Source organism: Mesorhizobium sp. UC74_2 (assembly GCF_042701485.1).
GTDB lineage: Bacteria > Pseudomonadota > Alphaproteobacteria > Rhizobiales > Rhizobiaceae > Mesorhizobium.
In genome coordinates this window covers 4288399-4307694 of record NZ_CP170562.1, presented here as the reverse complement: position 1 = coordinate 4307694, position 19296 = coordinate 4288399, and the positions used below count along the sequence as shown (strand labels likewise).

The following is a 19296-nucleotide window of genomic DNA, read 5'->3' as shown; positions in this document are numbered from 1 at the left end:
CACAGGTTCACTCTACGCCGAAGACTGAGGTTCCTCGGGAGGCGACGATGGACCATGTTCGCGATTTCACGCCGGGGCCGCAGGATTCCCGCATCGTCGCATCGAGTGTCTATGTCGCCGGACGGCGTGTCGCCGACATCCCGATCGAGGAAGCCGGGGAATGGTCCCGCAAGAAGGACCATGTCGTCTGGATCGGCCTGCTCGAACCCGACCGCGACCTGTTGCGGCGCGTGCAGGCGCAGTTCAGCCTGCATGAGCTGGCCATCGAGGATGCCGAGCACGCTCACCAGCGGCCGAAACTCGAGCAATATGGCGATGCCCTGTTCATCGTCGCCCGCACGGCGCAACTGGTGGACAAGCGCGTCAGCTTCGGCGAGACGCACCTGTTCATCGGCAAGGGCTATCTGGTCAGTGTCCGCCATGGCCCTTCCACCTCTTACGCCACGGTGCGGCAGCACTGGGAAAGCTGCCCGACATCGCTGGCCAAGGGCGAGGATTTCGTTCTCTACGCCATCCTCGATTTCATCGTCGACAACTACTTCCCGGTGCTGGAGCAGATCGAGGACGAGGTCGAGGAGATCGAGGACGGCGTGCTGGTGAAACCCATGGACGCCAAGGCGATCGAGCGCCTCTACATGCTGCGCCGCGACCTTCTGCGGCTGCGCAACGCCGCACTTCCCCTGGTCGAGGTCTGCCGCCGGCTGACCAGCTCCGAACTGCCGCAGATCGATGCCGACATGCATCCGCTGTTCCGCGATGTCACCGACCACATCCGCACCGTGCAGGAGAAGATCGATTCCCTGCGCGAGGTGCTGGCCTTCGCCTTCGAGGCCAGCCTGCTGGTCGGCCAGAGCCAGGAGACGGCGATCTCGAAGAAACTCGCCTCATGGGCCGCCATCCTGGCGGTGCCCACGGCCTTCGCCGGCATCTACGGCATGAACTTCACCGACATGCCGGAACTGAAGATGGAATATGGCTACCCGACGGTGCTGGCCGCCATCGCCGGCATCTGCGTCTTCCTCTACTGGCGCTTCAGGAAGAATGGGTGGCTGTGAACGAGAGGGGAGCAGGCAATCGGCAGTCGGGTAACAACGGCTGCCTCATCTCCCCCGTTTGCTGGTTTGCGTCCGACTGCCGACAGCCTACTGCCTCCTAGGGACCCCAATGCTTCACCACGTCGAAATCTACGTCTCGGACCTTGCGGCGTCGCAAGCGTTCTGGGCCAACATCCTGGCCAGGATCGGCTATGAGGAAACGGGTCATTGGGACGACGGTTTCACCCTCGGCAACGGAGACGATGCCTATCTGACCTTCGTGCAGGTCGCCGAAAAACATCGGCAGCGCCGGTACCATCGCTGCGGCGTCGGGCTGAATCATCTCGCCTTCAAGGTCAAGGGCAGGGATGCCGTCGATGCGCTCAGGCAATATTGCATCGAACACGACATCCCCAGCCTCTATGACGAGAAATATCCGTTCGCCAATGGCGGCAAGGATTATTACGCCCTGTTCGTCGAGGATCCGGACCGGATCAAGGTCGAGTTCGTGGCGGAGTAGGGGAATAAGGCAGTAAGGCAGTAGGGCAGGACACCATTCCCCTACTGCCCTATTCCCAACATCTTCGCCGCATTCCGGTCGAGGATCGTTTCCACGTCTCGTTCCGGCAGTCCCGCCCGCTTGATGTAGTCGACGCTCGTTGCGAAGAATGCGCCGGGCTGGAAGGGGAAGTCGGTGCCGAACAGCAGCCGCTCGGCGCCGAAGGTGTCGACCGCCGCCCGCAGCGCCGGCACGTGGTCGTGTCCGACCGTGTCGTACCACAGGCGCTGGGCGGCCAAGCTCGGCTTCTCCGGGTTCTGTGGTGCTTCCCACGCGACATGCTGGTCGATCCTTTCCAGCGTCATCGGCAGCAGCCCGCCGAAATGCGGGATGATGATCTTGATGCCGGGGAAGCGGCTGGGGATGCCCTTGAGGATCAGGTGCATGGCGGCGACCGTGTCTTCGACCGGCGCGCCGATCGACCAGGTCAGCTGATGTTCCGTGATCAGCGGCGAATGCGCGCCGTGGCCGGCAGGGTGGACCGACAGCACGCTCTGCCGGCGGTCGAGCTCGCGGTAGAGCGGCTCGAACATCTCGTCGGCGATCGAACGGCCGAGCACCGAGGTCGTGATGCAGACACCCAGCATGCCGAGTTGCGAGATCGCCCGGTCGAGCTCGGCGAGCGAGGCGTCGATATGGGGCAGGGGCAGCGAGGCGATCGCCCGGAACCGGTCGGGATGGCGCCTGACCAGCGCGGCATATTCGTCGTTGATCTGCCGTGCCGCCGTGACGGCGGTTGCCTCGTCCCCGAAATGCGGCGACAGCGGCGTGGCCGTCAGCACCTGCAGGTCGATGCCGACGGCATCGAGCATGGCGAAGCGGGCGGCGAGCTCGTTGTCCGTCACGCCGGCGCCGAGCTGCCGGTAGGCAGCGACTTCGCTTCTGCCGAAACCCTCGAGCAGGTCCAGATAGCCGCTGCTCCAGGCATGGGCGTGCACATCTATTCGCATGGTCTGATCATCCTGTTGAATGGCTGTTGCGAAACGCCTTATTGCGCCGCGGTGATCGGTTTCGGCATGACGGAGAGCAGCAGCCGCGATGGATTGGCGGCGTCGTGCAGGACGCGCTGCTCGGCCACCACGGGAGTTCCCGCACCGTCGAGCGTTCCGTTGTTCAGGTTGCGGTCGTAATGCGGGAAATTGGAGCTGGAGATTTCGAGCGCGATGCGATGGCCGCGCTGGAACACCGCTGATGTCGGACCGAGGTCGATTGTGTATCGGGTGACCTTGCCGGGTTCGAGCGGCGTACGGCGCTCGAGCGAGTCGCGCATGCTGGCGCGGATGATGCCATTGGCCAGGTTGTAAGCCTTGCCGTCGGGATGGATATCGACAAGCTTGGCGGTGAAATCCGTGTCGACGGCCGACGAGCTGGCATGGAGTTCGACACTGACCGGCCCCGTCACCTCCATGTCCTGCTCCAGCGGCGGCGTTGCGTAATAAAGCACGTCCGCACGGTCCTCGACGCTGGCCTGATCGGCAGGACCGATCGGCGCGCTGTCGGGCGAACAGCACGAATGTCCGCCAAGGCTCGGCACCGGATCGGCAGGGTCGTAGCGATATTGGTCGGCGGTCTGTTCTCCCTCGGGCTTCCCTGTCGTCAGGCTGCCATTGCCGAAGCGGGTGTTGGCCTGGCCCCGGCTGTGCAGGTAGAACGCAACGGTCTCGGCTTCCGCCGGCGGCCAGCTGTCCGCCTCGCGCCAGCGATTGGCGCCCATGACGAAGATGCGCACCGGCTTGTCGGCGTCGAGCCCGTTGGCCTCGCCCTTCAGCCAGTAATCGAACCAGCGCAGCAACAGCGCGTCGATCGGATTGGTCGCCTCGGCGCCGAAATCCAGCTCACCGACCTTCTGCAGCCAGGGCATGTGGCTCCATGGCCCGATGATCAGGCGTTGTCCCGAACGCGCCGTGTCCGAGCCGCCTTGTTCCCGCATGCCGGCGTAGTTCTCGACGCCGCCGCGCAGGAAGACGTCGTACCAGCCGGCGAGGTTGAGGGCGGGAACGGTGACCTGGTGATGGCGCGCGCGGATGCTCCAGGGCTTCCAGTAGGCGTCCCATGTGTTGTGGGCGATCCAGTCGCCGTAATAGGGCGCGATCTCGGCTTCGTATTTCGATGCTGGCAGCAGCCGTGAGAGGGGCGACTGGGCGTAGACCGACGCAAGCCTGCCAGCGGCAGCCTGGATGTCGTTCAGCGCCTGCTGGTTGCCCAGCCGCCGCGATGCCGACAGCGCCACCGAAGAGAGCGGCCATGACTGCACGAAAGCCTGCGACAGCGCCCCGCCTTCATAGGTCCAGCCGTTGAAATAGTCGGATCCGGTCTGCGCCGGGGCGATGGCCACCAGATGCGGCGGCCGTTCGGCGGCGGCGAGCCATTGCGTCGCGCCGACATAGGAGAAGCCATACATGCCGACCTTGCCGCTCGAACCCGGCAGCGCAGCGGCCCATTCGACGCTGTCATAGCCGTCGGCGCCTTCGTTGCGGAACGGATAGAACGTGCCTTCGGACTTGTACTGGCCGCGCACGTCCTGGATGGCGACTATGTAGCAGTGCGAGGCAAAGATTTCCGGCCGGGCATAGACGAAGGCCTGCGCATCGCTCTTGTTGTAGGGCAGCCGCATCAGCAGCACGGGATAGGTACCGGGCTCCGTCGGGCGATAGACATCGGCGAGCAAGGTCGTGCCGTCGCGCATCCTGGCTGGCACGTCATGATCGACAGCCACGCTGCAGCTTTGCTCGGCCGACCATGCCGGCGTTGCCGTCATGGTCAGCGCGGCTGCCAGCGTCGTGGCTGTAGGAATGAGACTGCGGGCAAGCAGCGATGGGTTCGGCTGGCGCATTTCAGGATCCTGGCGAAAGGGACAAACAGGATCATGGTGCCGATGACAGCTCGCAGCCGTCTACCCGTCAGCATCGCAGAGGGGGCATACGAAACCGTATGGCTTCGCGAGGCAGGCCCGGCACCCTATGTCTCCCCCTTGCGGGGAGAAAGGCACACGCCCGCGCCAGTTCTCAACCTGGAACCAGCACCGACGAAAGCTGCTTGAATTCCCGTGCCGCGAAGTCGAGCAGAGCACGGACACGAGGGTTGTCGCGCATGTCGGCGTGAACGCCCATCTGCACGCTCTGTACCGGTTCGGGCTGGCCAGTCTCGATACGGATCAGCTCTTCCTTCTGGTCGGCGACGTAGCGCGGCAGCACGCCTATCGCGATGCCGGCCTCCACCGTCGCGATATGCGACTGCACGGAATTCGTCCGCATCAGCACATGGGCGTTGGGCGCCAGTGCGGCCAGCCAGTCCCGGTAGCAGACATGCCCGGCCGCCTGGTGCAGCATGACGATCGCGTGGTCCGGACAGCCCGCCTCGATATCGGGAAGCCCCATGCGTTCGAGATAGGCGCGGGACGCGTAGAGGCCGTAGGCGACATCCGCCACTTTGCGCACCACCAGGTCCTCCTGCTCGAACTTGCCGAAGCGAAAGGCGATGTCGGCTTCATGGCGCGACAGGTTGAAGACGCGGGTGTCGTTGAGCAGCTCGATCGACACCAGCGGGTGCAGGGCAGCGAAACGGGCGACGATCGGCGCGGTCAGGAAGTCTGCAAGCCAGTCGAGGCTGGTCACCACGATCGAACCTTCCAGCCCGGTGTTGCGCGAGGCGATGCGCCGCTCGATGGAAAGCGCGCCTTCTTCCATCATCGACAGGCTGTCGAAAAGTGCCGCACCCAATGTGGTCGGCCTGAGGCCCTCCAGGCTGCGGTCGAAGAGGTTGACGCCGATCTTCCGCTCGAAACCTTCCAGCCTGCGGCCGACGGTGGGCTGGCTGACGCCCAGCGCGCGCGCGGCCGCGGTCAGCGAGCCATGCCGGGCGATGGCGAGCGCCAGTTTCAGGTCATCCCAATCCATGTGATCTCCGTGAGGCAGCGAAGGCGGCATACAGAATTGTAGGGAGGCGCTGCGAAATTGTTAGGTGTGAAGCTCCGGATACGAGGGGTAACGGTCGGCAAAACGCGCCTCTTCACGCTGCGCGGCTCACTTTCATGGAGCATGCAATGTCGACCGATACCCACAAAGAGACGGCCGAGCCGGAAAAGCGCAACCTGGCTGCGGTCATGGCGCTGCTCGCCTTCGCCCATCTGATCATCTCGATCGACTATACGATCGTGTTCGTGGCGCTTCCCGAGATCGGCGGCAGCCTCGGCTTCTCGGCGCAGTCGCAGCAATGGATCATCAGCGCTTTCGTCGTTCCCTACGGCGGGCTGCTGATGCTCGGCGGGCGCGCAAGCGACCTCCTGGGGCGGCGGCGTATGTTCATCCTTGGCCTGCTGCTGTTCGCTGTGGCCTCGCTCGCCGGTGGCCTTGCCGGCAAGTCTGCTATCCTGATCGCCGCCCGCGCGGTCCAGGGCATCGGCGGCGCCTTCCTGTTCCCGGCCACGCTGTCGCTGATCAACACGCTGTTCCACGAGGGGCCGCAGCGCAATCGCGCCATCGCCATATGGGCAGGCGTCGGCGGCAGCGGCATGGCGCTGGGTGCCTTGCTCGGCGGTGTGCTCACCGAAACCTGGGGCTGGCGGGCGGTGTTCTTCGTCGTTGTCCCACTGTCGCTGATCGGCATTGTCCTCGCCCTGATGCTGATCCATCCGGACAGGCATTCGGCGCAGGCACGGCATTTCGACCTGCCGGGCGCAACGACCGCGACGGCTGCGATAACGCTGCTGGTTTTCGGGCTGGTCCAGGGGCCGGAAGCAGGCTGGAGTTCGGCGGTGATCCTTGCAAGCCTGGCCGCGGCAGCCATCCTGCTCGTCATCTTCGTGGCGGTCGAATACCGCAGCCGTGATCCGCTGCTGCCGCTGCATCTGCTCAGGAACCGCAACCTGACGACGGGCATCGCCACCATCCTGCTCTATACGATCACCTTCGGCTCGGTGCTCTACTTCCTGACCATCCATTTCCAGGTGGTGCTGCAATACAGCGCGCTGCAGACCGGGCTCGCCTATCTCGTGCCCTATGCCGGGATCTTCGTCGGTTCGTCGATCGGCGGCACGCTGGCTTCGCGGCTAGGCGTGCGCGTGGCGCTGATCGGCAGCCTCGTCGTAGGGCTGGGCGGGACGCTGATGTACAGCGCCGTGCTCTCGTCGCACAGCACGTTCCCGGCCCTGTTGCCTGCACTGATGATCCTCAGTCTCGGCATGGGCGCGACATTCACCATCATGTTCGCCGCCGTGGCGACGGATGTGCTGCAGCGCGAACAGGGCATCGCCTCGGGTCTGGCTTCCACCGCCCAGCAGATCGGTTATGCGCTCGGCCTTGCCATGCTGGTGCCAATCGCCAACGCGCCCGTCGGCGACCTGACCGGCGATCTGCGTCTTGCGGCAACAGCCGATGGTCTGCGCAGCGTCATTCTCCTGATCTGCGTCGGTATCGTCCTGATGATCGCCGTTGCCTTGAACTTTCGCCACCACAGGGCGCGACGGGAGAGTAGGGCAGTAGGGCAATGAAAAGGGCAGCGGCGTGGTCGCCTGCTGCCCTGATTTATCCCGGTTCCTTACCTTCAACGCAGCCGGCGGCGTTCCGAGGCCGGCTGGAAGGCGATGCGCGAGTGATAGGCGCAATATGGACCGCTTTCGCCGGCGTCGTTGCCGCAGAAGTGGAATTCTTCCGTCAGCGGGTCGCCGTTCGGCCACTTGCAGGTGCGCTCGGTCAGCTCGGTGAGCTGCAGGCGCCGCGAGATCGGCACCACCACGTTTTCGACCGGGCGCAGATACTGGCGAGCTACCGGCTCGGCGTCGAACTGCACCTGCAGCGCGGTCGCGCCGATCGAAGCGGTGACATGGCGATGGGAGGTGCTGGCAGCCGTGCGTGTCGTCGACTTGGTCGACGAAGCGCCGCCGGCGGCCGGTGCCTTCTTCTGCCGTGCCGGCGCCGCCGTAGTGCGGCCACGACCGGACAGCTTCAGCCGGTGTACCTTGCCAATGACCGCATTGCGGCTGACCCCGCCGAGCTGGGCCGCGATCTGGCTTGCGCTCAGACCCTCCGACCACAGTTTCCTCAAGAGTTCTACTCGCTCGTCAGTCCAGTTCATAAGACCGCGCTCCTTTGAACCGTCCGGTGTTTTCAGAATCCAAAATCGTTCCGGCTCGCGCCGGGCGGGCACCACATATCTGGGGTGATTGGATCCGCCGTACGAAATCTAGCTATTTCTCATTCACAATTACCGATGCGCTGACTCGGTGACAAGAGTCCCAACTGCAACACGAATCGGATTTCGCAGTTTTCCCCAACTTGGCTGCGCCAGCGATTTTCGACATTCAAATTCCGCCAGCTGAAACAGGTTGGTCCAGGCGGTGCTGTAAAAGAGCTTTTCGTTGACTTCATGGCCGAAAAACACGATAAGCTGCCAATAGCCGCCGCTTGGGCGGCTTTTATTTTTTCAGTACCGGAGCAGCATATAATGAGCGGTTCGGCGCTTTACGAGACCTTTGCCCGTGCACCCCTGGCTTTCGAGCGAGGAGAGGGTTCCTGGCTGGTGACGGAAAAGGGCGACCGATACCTCGATTTTGCCGCCGGCATTGCTGTCAATTCGCTGGGACATGGCCACCCGCACCTGGTTGCGGCGCTGAAGGACCAGGCCGACAAGCTCTGGCACGTCTCCAATCTCTATGAGATTCCGGGACAGCGCCGCCTCGGCGAGCGGCTGGTCGAGGCGACCTTCGCCGACAAGGTGTTCTTCACCAATTCGGGCGCCGAGGCGCTGGAGTGCGCGATCAAGACGGCGCGCCGTTACCAGTTCGTCACCGGCCATCCCGAGCGCTTCCGCGTCATCACCTTCGAGGGCGCCTTCCACGGCCGCACCCTGGCGACGATCGCGGCCGGCGGCCAGTACAAATATCTGGAAGGCTTCGGTCCCAAGGTCGACGGTTTCGACCAGGTGCCGTTCGACGACATCGAAGCCGCCGAAAAGGCGATCACGCCGGAGACCGCCGCGATCCTGCTGGAACCGCTGCAGGGCGAGGGTGGTATCCGTTCCTTCCCGCTGCAGTCGCTGAAGCGGCTGCGCCAGCTGTGCGACAAGCATGGCCTGCTTTTGATCTTCGACGAGGTCCAGTGTGGCATCGGCCGCACCGGCAAGCTGTTCGCGCATGAATGGTCCGGCGTGACGCCAGACCTGATGGCGATCGCCAAGGGCATCGGCGGCGGCTTCCCGATGGGCGCGTGCCTGGCCACCGACGAAGCCGCGCGCGGCATGACCGCCGGCGTGCATGGCACCACCTTCGGCGGCAATCCGCTCGCCATGGCCGTTGGCAACGCCGTTCTCGACGTCGTGCTGCAAGAGGGCTTCCTCGAAGACATCAACCGCAAGGCGCTGCTGTTCAAGCAGGGACTTGCAGCCGTTGCCGACGAATTCCCCGATGTCATCGAAGGCATTCGCGGCGACGGGCTGATGCTCGGCCTCAAATGCGTCATGCCCAACGGCACCGTGAACGGCGCATTGCGCGATCAGCACCTGCTGGCGGTTCCGGCCGGCGACAACGTCATCCGCCTGCTGCCGCCGCTCACCGTCACCGAAGACGACATCCGCGATGGCCTGAAGCGTATCCGCGGTGCCGCCAAGGGCCTGTCGGAAGCCGTTGCGGCTGCGGCGAAGTAATCGGACGACATGATGAGCGTTCGTCACTTCACCGATCTATCCGCCGTTTCCGAAACCGACCTGCGCGCCATTCTGGACGATGCGGCCGCGCGCAAGGCCCGCCTCAAGGCCGGCGAGCGCTCGAAGCCGCTCGACGGCAAGGTGCTGGCGATGATCTTCGACAAGCCGTCGACGCGCACCCGCATCTCCTTCGATGTCGGCATGCGCCAGCTCGGCGGCGAGACGATCATGCTGACCGGTACCGAGATGCAGCTCGGCCGTTCGGAATCCATCGCCGACACCGCCAAGGTGCTGTCGCGGTATGTCGACGCGATCATGATCCGCACCACCGCGCACAACCGGCTGCTCGAACTGACCGAGAACGCCACGGTCCCGGTCATCAACGGCCTGACCGATGACACCCATCCCTGCCAGCTGATGGCCGACATCATGACCTACGAGGAACATCGTGGGCCGGTGGCCGGCAAGACCTTCGCCTGGACCGGCGACGGCAACAATGTGCTGCATTCGCTTGTCGAGGCTTCCGCGCGCTTCGCGTTCAACCTGAACGTCGCCGTGCCGGAAGGCAGCGAGCCGGAGCAGAAATTCGTCGACTGGGCCAAGGGCAACGGCGGCAAGATCCGCTTCACCCGCTCGGCCGAGGAAGCGGTCGACCAGGTCGACTGCATCGTCACCGACACTTGGGTCTCGATGGGCCAGGAGCACCGTGCGCGTGGCCACAACGTGTTCGTGCCCTATCAGGTCAATGCCGCGCTGATGGCCAAGGCCAAGCCCGATGCCCTGTTCATGCACTGCCTGCCGGCGCATCGCGGCGAGGAAGTGACCGACGAGGTGATCGACGGTCCGCATTCCGTGGTGTTCGACGAGGCCGAGAACCGGCTGCATGCGCAGAAGGCAGTGCTGGCCTGGTGTCTCGGCGCCTGATACCGGCAGGCCCCGCAAAAGTGTCCCGCGGTTTTGCGGCGAGGGCCTGCGACTTGATACAGCACGGTGTGATGCCTATCTCCCGGGCATCACGCAAATCATTGGCGTTTGAAGGCATGCTCCCAAAAGGGCGGTTGTGCCGCGCCGGGAGACTTTGTCATGCTGGAAACGACTGTTTTGACTGAACACGGAATGACGGAAACGGCCCCCAAACTCGGCGACTTCGGCCATGCCGGCGACGACCATGTCGTGCCGTTCGAGGTCGGCCCGCTCGACGTGCGCGGCCGCGCCGTCCAGCTCGGGCCAATGCTCGACGCCATCCTGTCGCGCCATGACTATCCGGAGCCGGTTGCCCGGCTGCTGGCGGAAGCCTGTGTCGTCACCGTGCTGCTCGGTACCTCGCTGAAGTTCGAAGGCAAGTTCATCCTGCAGACCCGCACCGACGGGCCGGTGGATATGCTGGTCGCCGACTTCTCGACGCCCAACGCGCTGCGCGCCTATGCCCGTTTCGATGCCGACAAGCTGGCGGCGGCGATCGCCGCAGGCGACGTGTCGGCCGAGACCTTGCTGGGTTCCGGCGTGCTGGCACTCACCATCGACCAGGGCGCCTACACGCAGCGCTACCAGGGCATCGTCCAGCTCGACAACACCTCGCTGGAAGAGGCCGCGCGCACTTATTTCAGGCAGTCGGAGCAGATTCCGACCGACCTCAGGCTTGCCGTGGCCCAGCTGGTGCTGCCGGGCGGGCGCAAGCAGTGGCGCGCCGGCGGTGTGCTCGCGCAGTTCCTGCCCGAAGCGCCGGAGCGCATGCGCGTACCCGATCTTCCGGGCGGCGACGGCGATGCGGCGGAAGCGGTGCTCGATCCGGCCGACAATTCATGGCAGGAATTGCTGGCACTGCTGGCCACCGTCGAACCGGCTGAACTGATCGACCCGACGGTTGGAACCGAACGGCTGCTCTACCGCCTGTTCCACGAGCATGGCGTGCGCGTGTTCGACGAGGTCCATGTCGCCGACCAGTGCTCCTGCTCGTCCGACAAGATCCGCGGCATTCTTGAAGGCTTCACCGCGCAGGAGATCAAGGACAGCACGGAAGAGGGCCACATCAGCGTCGAATGTGAGTTCTGCTCGACGCGCTACGACTTCGACCCGGCCGACTTTGCCGCCGTCGAATAACGACGATGGCTTCGCTCTCGAAGCTGGCGCGGACTGACGGATGCAGAAAAAGGCGACCCGCGCGGGTCGCCTTTTTTTGCCGAGAGGCAGTGCTGCGCCTATCGTGCGGCGATCACACTCGCGATCACGCCGGTGGCGATGCCGACCAGCAGATAGTCGTTGCCGGCGCGAACCCAATGCTGTCCGGGTCCGGGACGGCGCAGACCATAGCGGCTGTAGTCCTTCATGCCCTTGGCGTTGCGCCAGCTGTCGTAACGCTGGCCATTCTTCCAGCGTTTCTTGACCACCACCTGCTTGGTGACGACCTTTTTCTTGACGATGACGCGTTCGTCGACGACGCGGCGGTCCTTCCGAACCGGTTCCCGGTGCTGCGCCGAGATCAGGTTCGAGTCAGGAACGCCAGGAACGGCGATCGGCGCGGCAAAACCCGGCAGGCTCGATGCGGCGAGCATCGAAATCGCCAGGCCGGAGAGAAGAAGACGTTTCATCTGTGTGGCTCCTGATGTGTTCACACAAGGAGGATTAGGTCTCGAAACATGAACCAAAACTGAATGGAAACATTACAATTATGTAGCAAATTCAGTAGTTTATATTATGGGTTTCGAATGGATGGATCTCTCTGAACGACGGCTTTCCGTACCGACCGGAGACAGCACGGAAAGCCGGACATCCTTCACATGTGATCGCGCGGGATGCGCGCGTTGCGTTCACGCTCGAACACGATGGTCCCGTCATGCATGGCCTGCATGTGCTCGGAGGTGATCCACTCCGTTTCGGTGCAGGAGAGTTTGATGACACTGCGGGTCCGGGTTTCCCAACCCTCGCGGGCAACAAGGCTGTGCATTGTGATTTCGGCCGTCATCGATAGCGGATCTCCCGGCACGATCGACCAGACCTGTTCGGTGGTGTCGCGCGCGCTCAGGCCATTGCCGGGATGGCGGTTGAGGCCGGTGTCCTCGCTGACCTTGTAGCGGGTGACGCCGTTCAGCATGTCGCGCTCGACGACGCGGCCTGCGGAACCCTGCTCGAGCGTCTCGTAACGCGGCAGCGGATCGGGATTGGCCGGTTCCGGCACGTCGACAAGATGATGTTGGCCAAGCAGCGGCAGGCTGAATTCGACGGACGAAAGGTCGATGTCGAGCGTCGCATCATGGGGTGGCGGCAGGATCATCGGCCAATAGGCGCTCGACAGCGACAGCCGGATGCGGTGTCCCGGCCCGAAGCGGTAGCCGCAGGCGTCGAGCACCAGTGCCACCTCGACCGTCCTGCCGGCTTCCAGCGCTCTCGGTTCGGCGTTGCCATCGCGATGCGCGAGGTTGAGCACGCCGAACGAGACGCGGGTGGCCGTGCCGTCGGCATGCACATCCACCAGCCGCGCCGCCAGATTGGCCAGCGGCGCGTCGCTGGAAAGCCTGAGCTTCAGCACGGGCTGGCCGAGGATGACGCATTCGTCGGTCAATATCCCGGTCTCGAACGTCAGCGAACCGGCATCGTCGAGGCGCTGGTCGCCCGCCATTTCCGTATCCGGCTTCAGCGTGAAGAATTCGCCGGCGGCCGTTCCGGTATCCAGCGGCGAGTTGAGCAGGGCGTTGCCGCCGGCACGCTCTGCCGGATCATGTTCCAGCCGCCCGCCGGAACCGATTGCCAGCGTCATGGTTTCGGGTTCCCGCCACGTATCCTTGGCCACCCAGTAGCCGGGATCGGCCTCGCGCCAGCGCGCCGGGCGCGGACCGTCGAGAATATAGGCGCGCACCTGCGGCACGGCATCGGTGCCGTTTTTTTCGTCGCACAGCCAGCGGCGCCACCAGGCGATCGCTTCGGCATGGAAATCGGCACGCGGCTTCGGATAGGCGAAATGCGGATATTTATGCACCCACGGGCCGACCAGCGCCCTGGCCTTGCCCGGCATGCCGGCCACCGCCTTCAGCGGCGTGTTGCGGTAGCCGTCGCCCCAGCCGGAAATAACCAGCGCCGGAACCGGGAAGCCGTCGAAATCCTCGCCGATCGAGCCGTGTTTCCAGAAGTCGTCTCGGCGCTGGTGCGACAGCCATTCCTCCATGAAGAAGGGCTCCTGTTCCAATCGTTCCAGCCACATGGCACGCCAGCGCTCGCCGACGATCTCCGGGTCAGGCGAGCGCGACAGGTAGGCGCTCATCGTCGCTGCCCAGGAAAGCTGCGCCGACAGGTGCGTGCCGTTCTTGTAATGGATGTCGTCATTGTAGCGATCGACCGTGGAGGCGATGGAGATCACCGCCTTCAGGGCCGGCGGCTTCAGCGCCGCCACCTGCAGGCAGTTGAAGCCGCCCCAGGAGATGCCCATCATGCCGACGCTGCCGTTCGACCAGCGCTGTGCGGTGATCCACTCGATCACCTCGATGGCGTCGGAAAGCTCGCGCGGGGTGTATTCGCCATCGATGACGCCGTCGGATTCGCCGCTGCCGCGGATATCGACGCGCACGCCGGCAATGCCGGCGGCGGCGAACACAGGATAGGTGGATTCGTCACGCGGCGCGGTGCCGTTGCGCTTGCGGTAGGGCAGGAACTCCAGGACCGCAGGGACCGGTGCGTGCCCCGCGTCGTCCGGCATCCAGATGCGCGCAGCGAGCCGCGTGCCGTCCTTGAGCACGATCCACTCGTTCTCGATGACATGAAAGTTCGTATTCGACATGAAACCAACCATGAAAGTACCGGCGGCGCGGTACGCGCCGCCATTGTTTGAAGGAAGATTGGGGCGCGGTACGCGCCGCCATTGTTTGAAGGAAGATTGGGGCGGTACGTGCCGCCCCTGTTACTGCGTGGGAAGTCCTGTCTCAGGCCTGGAGCCAGACCCGGCTGGCGATACGACCGTTGGATAGGTCGTTGCCGATGTCGTCGACGAAGCCCTTCAGCTTCTTCGACGAGGCGTTCAGGTAGTCGTTGAACACCGGCAGGATCAGTCCGCCCTCGTCGTGCACGGTCACCGCCATCTGGCGGTAGAGGGCGCGGCGTTTGGTCTCGTCGAGTTCGCCGCGGGCCTCGGCGACCAGTCTGTCGAAATCCGGACGCTTGAAACGCGTGTCGTTCCATTCTGCGTTCGACACATAGGAGGTCGAGTAGCGTGCATCCTGCGTTGGGCGGCCGCCCCAGTAGGAAGCGCAGAACGGCTTCTTGTTCCACACCTCGGTCCAGTAGCCGTCGCTCGGCTCACGCTGCACGTCGAGCTTGATGCCGGCCTTGGCCGCACTGATCTGGAAAAGCTGCGCCGCATCGACCGCGCCGGGGAAGGCGGCATCGGAGGTATGCAGCAGGATCGGTCCGTCATGTCCGGACTTCTTGTAGTGGAACGCCGCCTTGTCGGGATCGTATGGGCGCTGTTCGATGTCGGTCGGCGCCAGCGCGTAGCTGGCATTGATCGGGTAGTCGTTGCCGATGGTGCCGAAGCCGCCCACCACCTGCTTGAGGATCGCCTCGCGGTCGATCGCCAGCTTCAGCGCCATGCGCAGGTCGTTGTTGTCGAAGGGAGCCGTGTCGCAATGCATCAGGAAGGCGTAGAAGCCCTTGCTGGGCGTGCGCAGGATCTCGACCTCGGGCAGCCGCTTCAGCAGCGGCACGACCTTCGGCTGCACGACATTGATGAAATCGACCTGGCCTGAGCGCAGCGCGTTGATGCGCGCGGTCAGGTCGTTCATCACCGTGATCTCGACGGCGTCGACATAGCCGCGGTCCTGGCGCCAGTCGTCCTTGTTTCGCTCGAAGGCAGCACGCACGCCCGGCTCGAACTTGACCAGCTTGTAAGGCCCGGTGCCGATCGCCGCGGCGGGGTTCTCGTTGCCACCGCCCGGCTGGATCTGCAGGTGATAGTCGGTCAGCACCAGCGGCAGGTCGGCATTGCCTTCCTTCAGCGTGATGACCAGGTCGCCGGCCTTGTCCTCGATTTTTTCGATGCCGGTCAAAAGGCCGAGCGCGCCCGACTGCGACTTGGCGCCGGCATGGCGCTGCAGCGTGGCGACCGCGTCGGCGACGGTCATCGGCTTGCCGTCGTGGAAGCGCACGTCCTTGCGGATCTTGAAGGTCCACACCTTGGCATCCGGCGAAGGTGACCAGGATTCGGCCAGTGACGGCACCGCGATGCCGGTTTTGGGATCGGACTCGACCAGCGTATCGCCCCAGCAATGCGCGATCACGAACAGCACGCTTGCCGATGCCAGGGCCGGGTCGAGCGCGTCGGCGGAAGCGCCGCCCTCGAGGCCCATCCGCAAGGTGCCGCCGCGCACCGGTTCCTCGGCCATGGCCGGCAGGGAAAAGGTTCCGGCAGCGGCCGACAGGCCAAGCAGCGTGCCGCCTTGCAGGAATGTACGACGCGAGAGGTTCAACGTGTTGCCCAGCTTGATCATAGTGTCCCCATTATTGGAGCAGCCGGAAATGGCGCTCGGGACCGATAATGATCCGGGCCCGCGCCTGCGCAATTTCGCGCGTTGACGCGGCTTTAAGCGAGTTTACACTGGCATTGCTTTCGTTCCCCAGCAGGCCTCCATTTCCGCAAGACACACCGATGCACGACGCCCCGGTCAATTTTCTCGCCAACCTAAAATTCGCCTGCAGCACCCGGCGATCGATTTCCGACCTGTGCCGGGTCGTCGGCGTCAACAGGCAGCAGTTCAATCGCTATCTCAACGCCGGGACCTTGCCTTCCGCGCACAATCGTCTGCGGATTGCCGCCGCCTTCGGTCTCGATCCGGCCGATTTCAACCTGGCTCCGCATGCCTTCCAGCGGAAGCTGACGGAGAAAAGTCGCCCGGCCATGGATGCCGGGCCGCTGGACGACGCTTTTCCGGGCGACCTGCGCGCGCTGCGGCCGCATCTCGGCTTCTACCAGACCTGGCACGTATCACTTTCCTGCGCCAGGCCAGGTCGTCTGTTCCTGCGCCCACATGCGCGAGAAGGATGGCCAGGTCGTCGTCACGACACTGGAGCGCATCTTCGATCCCGAACGCGGCATCTCCCAGCGCTCGCGCTATGTCGGCCTCGCCGCCTACCAGCGCCAGCGCATCTTCCTGACCGAATTGACCCGTGGCGAGGCGCCGACCTTCGGCCAGACGATCCTCATGCCGTTCGAACTGCACCAGCGCCGCTATCTTCGCGGCCTGACGATGGGCATATCCTGGCGCAACAACAACATGCCTTACGCAACCCGCACCATCTGGCGCCATCTCGGCCTCACCGCCAACAAACGCAGCCTGCTTTCCGCCTGCGGCGTCTACGCACCGGCTTCCGCCAGCCTGCCATCGGCGGTTGCGTCTTTCCTTGCCGACGTCCTGCCCTTTACGGCCGCGACCGCCGCATTGTGAGACAGTTCGCGGCGCGAGACGGTGCTGTGTCACGGGCCGCTGAACTGGCTCGACTAGTACATCCTCGCGCTGGCATGTTGCCGGCTAGGCGACTATTGCTGGGAGCTGCCAGGAAACGAGGCCTGGTACCCGCAAGCAGCTCCGGCAGTGCTTCCGCGTCCGGAATTGCTTACAAACAGGCAGAACAATTTTCAGGCACAGGTTTTTCATGATCAGCAAGATTTTGGTCGCCGCGGCGGCTTCCCTCCTGGCGGTCTCTGCGGCGAACGCCCAGGCCTGCAAGAAGAATTTCTCGGTCGTCGGCGTGCCGTCGGTCACGGCCGTCAGCTACAAGAGCTTTGGTGTCCTGAAGCTCGACGCCAAAAAGGCGTTGGACAACGCCCATCGCGTCATGCTCGCCGAAGGGTTCGAGAACATCAAGGTCGACAAGGCGATGGGTTCGCTGACCGCCAAGCAGGAAACCTCCGGCTCCGGCCGCGAGCAGACGCTGCGTGTCGTCTTACGCAAATCCGGCAAGGGCAGCCGCATCGATGTGGTGTTCATGGTGCAGGCCGGCCAGATCGCGCCCGAAGATGCCACGCGCGACGCCATCTGCCGCGTCATCGAGGGTGCAGCCGGCTAGAACCGGCTGGATTTCTGTCTCCCCGACACCCCGGAGGCTTGAGGCTTCCGGGGATTTTTAGTTTGTGGCCTCGGTTTCGGGAGAGATCACGGTCGGCAAGGGAGTGGAACGCTCGCCCCTTTGATTGCGCCACCTGTACTTGCTTTGATATTCGCGTCTCTGCTTTGCGACCTCATACAGGACGATGCCTGAACTCGTGCCGAGGTTGAGGCTTTCGATCATGCCAAACATCGGGATGCTGACGCACATCGCGCTTCTCTGGACAGCAAGGTCACTGATACCGATCGCTTCGCTGCCGAACCAGACCGCCAGTTTGGTGTGAGCGGTGTAGTCGCCTTCGTGAAGGAAAATGCTGGCCTTGCCCTTCACATGGGGTGAGGTGACGATCGACGTGAATCCCTTTTTCTCGAGATAGTCGAAGCATTCGTCGGTGCTGTCGAAGCGCTTCACGAATGTCCATTTCACTGCGGAGACGGATGTTTTCGAAACCGATTTCTGATCGCGCAAATCCTGCCAGTCGTCAGGCAGGGATCGGCGAGGATCGACGACATAGACCTTCTCGACACCCAGGGCGTTCACATTCCTGATCACTGTCCCGATGTTCTTCACATCCGTCGGGTTCTCAAGTACGGCGATCAGGTTCTTGCAGCGAAACGGTTTGATTTCGTCGGCGCGTTTACGGACCGATTTCTTCGATTCAGTTTTTTCTTCCATGGCGCGTCTCGGATGTTGCAGGCGCGATCAATGCCGGTTTTCCCAGATCGATGCAATCCGCGGGCATCTGATCTTCGCGCAACCAGCTGTGTGTCGCGGCGAAGTCGAGGGAGCGTCAAAGAATTTCCTTTCCATTCGCGCTCCGGCAGATCCTCAACAGCGCGCGTCGGCTGGTTCCAAAGTGGTTCCTTCTATTCACATAACTGGTTCTTACCGGTGACAGGGAGTGCGGTTACGACTGGCGAACAAGAACAAACAATCACCTTGAAAAGGGAACGGGATGATGGGGGGAATAAACAGGCGCACCTTGCTGAAAGGCAGCATTGCCGCCGGTCTGGGCGGGGCGATGGTGTCTTTCGGACCAGCCTTTGCCGACGATGGCGTCGAGGTGCGGATCCAGTTCGACTGGTTGATCGGCAACGGTCAGCTCGGCGATATCGTCGCCCAGCAGAAGGGCTTCTTCAAGGAAGAGGGACTGGTTGCGGTGTTCGGACCCGGCGGACCGAACGCACAGACCGTGCCGCCGGTGCTGGCGGGGCAGGCGGCCGCCGGCCAGTTCTCTTCCACTGCGCAGCTGCTGACCGCCTATGAGGCGGGTCGTCCCCTGCTTCTGTTCGCAAGCGGGTTCCGCCGCTCGCCCTATGCCTATATCTCGCTGCCCGGCAAGCCGATCCGCACGCCGCAGGATCTCGTCGGCAAGACGGTCGCGATCAACCCGAACGGACGCTATCTGCTCGACCTGATCATGGCCAAGAGCGGCCTCGATGTCTCCACGGTCAAGGTCGTCACCATGGGCGCCGACATGACGCCGCTGCTGACCGGCCAGGTCGATGCCGTCACCGGCTTCCTCACCAACACCAAGGCGCTCTCGGTGCTTGGTCCGGACTTCGTCGCTCTCGTGGCGTCAGACATCATCCCAAATTACGCCAATTCCTATTTCACCAGCGCCGAAACCTTCGACGGCCAGAAGCAGAACCTCGCCAGATATGTCCGCGCCGTTTCGCGCGGCTGGGGCTGGGCTTACGAGAACCGCCGGGCCGCCGTCGACATCATGTGCGATGCCTATCCGGCGCTCGACCGCGAAATCGAATACAGGACCGTGGACACGATCATGGCGCTCTCCTTCGATCAGGAGACCCGGGAACACGGCTGGGGCTGGCACGACGCCACAAAGATCGAGACGCAGATTGCGCTGTTCAAGCAGGCGGGCCGTTTCGCCGGGGCGGCGCCGGTGGTCGAGAAATGTGTATCCTGGCAGGTGCTCGACGCCACCGCGGACGTCCGTCCGAAACTGGGATAAGC

At 63.7% G+C, this 19296-nt stretch carries 16 protein-coding genes and 1 pseudogene; 9 read left to right on the top strand and 8 right to left on the bottom strand.

Going from position 1 to position 19296, the window contains the following annotated elements; translation table 11 throughout:
• Positions 1 to 47 precede the first annotated feature (47 nt).
• Complete coding sequence (locus ACFJIU_RS20925; protein ID WP_379063131.1) at positions 48 to 1055, top strand: magnesium and cobalt transport protein CorA; 1008 nt, start codon at positions 48 to 50, stop codon at positions 1053 to 1055.
• Positions 1056 to 1164: 109 nt separating this feature from the next.
• Entirely contained in the window at positions 1165 to 1554 is a 390-nt protein-coding gene (locus ACFJIU_RS20920) for a VOC family protein (RefSeq protein WP_379063129.1), read from the top strand.
• Positions 1555 to 1595: 41 nt separating this feature from the next.
• On the opposite strand, the gene ACFJIU_RS20915 is transcribed toward ACFJIU_RS20920, so the two are convergent.
• The 3 genes from ACFJIU_RS20915 to ACFJIU_RS20905 all read right to left on the bottom strand — a co-directional run bounded on the left by ACFJIU_RS20915 (position 1596) and on the right by ACFJIU_RS20905 (position 5489).
• Positions 1596 to 2543, bottom strand: coding sequence for an amidohydrolase family protein (locus ACFJIU_RS20915; protein WP_379063127.1), 948 nt, complete (start codon positions 2541 to 2543; stop codon positions 1596 to 1598).
• A gap of 38 nt (positions 2544 to 2581) precedes the next feature.
• Complete coding sequence (locus ACFJIU_RS20910; RefSeq protein ID WP_379063125.1) at positions 2582 to 4426, bottom strand: CocE/NonD family hydrolase; 1845 nt, start codon at positions 4424 to 4426, stop codon at positions 2582 to 2584.
• Between the two features lie 172 nt (positions 4427 to 4598).
• Positions 4599 to 5489: a LysR family transcriptional regulator gene (locus ACFJIU_RS20905; protein ID WP_379063123.1), complete on the bottom strand. Its 891-nt coding sequence runs from the start codon at positions 5487 to 5489 to the stop codon at positions 4599 to 4601.
• A gap of 146 nt (positions 5490 to 5635) precedes the next feature.
• Between ACFJIU_RS20905 and ACFJIU_RS20900 the strand changes: the two genes are divergently transcribed.
• Positions 5636 to 7081 (top strand): MFS transporter, encoded by a 1446-nt coding sequence (locus ACFJIU_RS20900; RefSeq protein ID WP_379063121.1) that lies wholly within the window; start codon positions 5636 to 5638, stop codon positions 7079 to 7081.
• A 53-nt stretch (positions 7082 to 7134) separates the two neighbouring features.
• On the opposite strand, the gene ACFJIU_RS20895 is transcribed toward ACFJIU_RS20900, so the two are convergent.
• The gene (locus tag ACFJIU_RS20895; RefSeq protein WP_379063119.1) at positions 7135 to 7665 is read right to left on the bottom strand and encodes a GcrA family cell cycle regulator; all 531 of its coding nucleotides are present in this window, start codon (positions 7663 to 7665) and stop codon (positions 7135 to 7137) included.
• A 369-nt stretch (positions 7666 to 8034) separates the two neighbouring features.
• Here ACFJIU_RS20895 and ACFJIU_RS20890 point away from each other — a divergent pair, with 369 nt between their 5' ends.
• From ACFJIU_RS20890 to ACFJIU_RS20880, 3 genes are all read left to right on the top strand, one after another.
• Positions 8035 to 9231 carry an aspartate aminotransferase family protein gene (locus tag ACFJIU_RS20890; protein WP_379063117.1) on the top strand — a complete coding sequence of 399 codons (1197 nt, stop codon included), beginning with the start codon at positions 8035 to 8037 and terminating at the stop codon, positions 9229 to 9231.
• Between the two features lie 12 nt (positions 9232 to 9243).
• Complete coding sequence (gene argF / locus ACFJIU_RS20885) at positions 9244 to 10155, top strand: ornithine carbamoyltransferase (protein ID WP_379073180.1); 912 nt, start codon at positions 9244 to 9246, stop codon at positions 10153 to 10155.
• 159 nt (positions 10156 to 10314) lie between these two features.
• Positions 10315 to 11331, top strand: a complete 1017-nt coding sequence (locus ACFJIU_RS20880) for an Hsp33 family molecular chaperone (RefSeq protein ID WP_379063115.1) — start codon at positions 10315 to 10317, stop codon at positions 11329 to 11331.
• 98 nt (positions 11332 to 11429) lie between these two features.
• Here ACFJIU_RS20880 and ACFJIU_RS20875 read toward each other — a convergent pair whose 3' ends face one another.
• From ACFJIU_RS20875 to ACFJIU_RS20865, 3 genes are all read right to left on the bottom strand, one after another.
• Positions 11430 to 11819 (bottom strand): RcnB family protein, encoded by a 390-nt coding sequence (locus ACFJIU_RS20875; RefSeq protein WP_379063113.1) that lies wholly within the window; start codon positions 11817 to 11819, stop codon positions 11430 to 11432.
• A 185-nt stretch (positions 11820 to 12004) separates the two neighbouring features.
• Positions 12005 to 13999 (bottom strand): CocE/NonD family hydrolase, encoded by a 1995-nt coding sequence (locus tag ACFJIU_RS20870; RefSeq protein ID WP_379063111.1) that lies wholly within the window; start codon positions 13997 to 13999, stop codon positions 12005 to 12007.
• A gap of 142 nt (positions 14000 to 14141) precedes the next feature.
• Positions 14142 to 15704 (bottom strand): ABC transporter substrate-binding protein, encoded by a 1563-nt coding sequence (locus ACFJIU_RS20865; RefSeq protein ID WP_379063109.1) that lies wholly within the window; start codon positions 15702 to 15704, stop codon positions 14142 to 14144.
• A 158-nt stretch (positions 15705 to 15862) separates the two neighbouring features.
• Between ACFJIU_RS20865 and ACFJIU_RS20860 the strand changes: the two are divergent.
• Positions 15863 to 16658 (top strand): annotated as a pseudogene (locus tag ACFJIU_RS20860) (helix-turn-helix domain-containing protein).
• A 208-nt stretch (positions 16659 to 16866) separates the two neighbouring features.
• Complete coding sequence (locus ACFJIU_RS20855) at positions 16867 to 17280, top strand: hypothetical protein (RefSeq protein ID WP_379063107.1); 414 nt, start codon at positions 16867 to 16869, stop codon at positions 17278 to 17280.
• Positions 17281 to 17337: 57 nt separating this feature from the next.
• On the opposite strand, the gene ACFJIU_RS20850 is transcribed toward ACFJIU_RS20855, so the two are convergent.
• Positions 17338 to 17994 (bottom strand): TrmH family RNA methyltransferase, encoded by a 657-nt coding sequence (locus tag ACFJIU_RS20850; RefSeq protein ID WP_379063105.1) that lies wholly within the window; start codon positions 17992 to 17994, stop codon positions 17338 to 17340.
• Positions 17995 to 18274: 280 nt separating this feature from the next.
• Between ACFJIU_RS20850 and ACFJIU_RS20845 the strand changes: the two genes are divergently transcribed.
• Positions 18275 to 19294: an ABC transporter substrate-binding protein gene (locus ACFJIU_RS20845; protein WP_379063103.1), complete on the top strand. Its 1020-nt coding sequence runs from the start codon at positions 18275 to 18277 to the stop codon at positions 19292 to 19294.
• Positions 19295 to 19296: the final 2 nt, after the last annotated feature.

Coding starts and splice junctions, on each gene's coding strand:
- ACFJIU_RS20925 (WP_379063131.1), top strand. CDS start 48: ATGGACCATGTTCGCGATTTCACGCCGGGGCCGCAGGATTCCCGCATC.
- ACFJIU_RS20920 (WP_379063129.1), top strand. CDS start 1,165: ATGCTTCACCACGTCGAAATCTACGTCTCGGACCTTGCGGCGTCGCAA.
- ACFJIU_RS20915 (WP_379063127.1), bottom strand. CDS start 2,543: ATGCGAATAGATGTGCACGCCCATGCCTGGAGCAGCGGCTATCTGGAC.
- ACFJIU_RS20910 (WP_379063125.1), bottom strand. CDS start 4,426: ATGCGCCAGCCGAACCCATCGCTGCTTGCCCGCAGTCTCATTCCTACA.
- ACFJIU_RS20905 (WP_379063123.1), bottom strand. CDS start 5,489: ATGGATTGGGATGACCTGAAACTGGCGCTCGCCATCGCCCGGCATGGC.
- ACFJIU_RS20900 (WP_379063121.1), top strand. CDS start 5,636: ATGTCGACCGATACCCACAAAGAGACGGCCGAGCCGGAAAAGCGCAAC.
- ACFJIU_RS20895 (WP_379063119.1), bottom strand. CDS start 7,665: ATGAACTGGACTGACGAGCGAGTAGAACTCTTGAGGAAACTGTGGTCG.
- ACFJIU_RS20890 (WP_379063117.1), top strand. CDS start 8,035: ATGAGCGGTTCGGCGCTTTACGAGACCTTTGCCCGTGCACCCCTGGCT.
- argF (WP_379073180.1), top strand. CDS start 9,244: ATGAGCGTTCGTCACTTCACCGATCTATCCGCCGTTTCCGAAACCGAC.
- ACFJIU_RS20880 (WP_379063115.1), top strand. CDS start 10,315: ATGCTGGAAACGACTGTTTTGACTGAACACGGAATGACGGAAACGGCC.
- ACFJIU_RS20875 (WP_379063113.1), bottom strand. CDS start 11,819: ATGAAACGTCTTCTTCTCTCCGGCCTGGCGATTTCGATGCTCGCCGCA.
- ACFJIU_RS20870 (WP_379063111.1), bottom strand. CDS start 13,999: ATGTCGAATACGAACTTTCATGTCATCGAGAACGAGTGGATCGTGCTC.
- ACFJIU_RS20865 (WP_379063109.1), bottom strand. CDS start 15,704: ATGATCAAGCTGGGCAACACGTTGAACCTCTCGCGTCGTACATTCCTG.
- ACFJIU_RS20855 (WP_379063107.1), top strand. CDS start 16,867: ATGATCAGCAAGATTTTGGTCGCCGCGGCGGCTTCCCTCCTGGCGGTC.
- ACFJIU_RS20850 (WP_379063105.1), bottom strand. CDS start 17,994: ATGGAAGAAAAAACTGAATCGAAGAAATCGGTCCGTAAACGCGCCGAC.
- ACFJIU_RS20845 (WP_379063103.1), top strand. CDS start 18,275: ATGATGGGGGGAATAAACAGGCGCACCTTGCTGAAAGGCAGCATTGCC.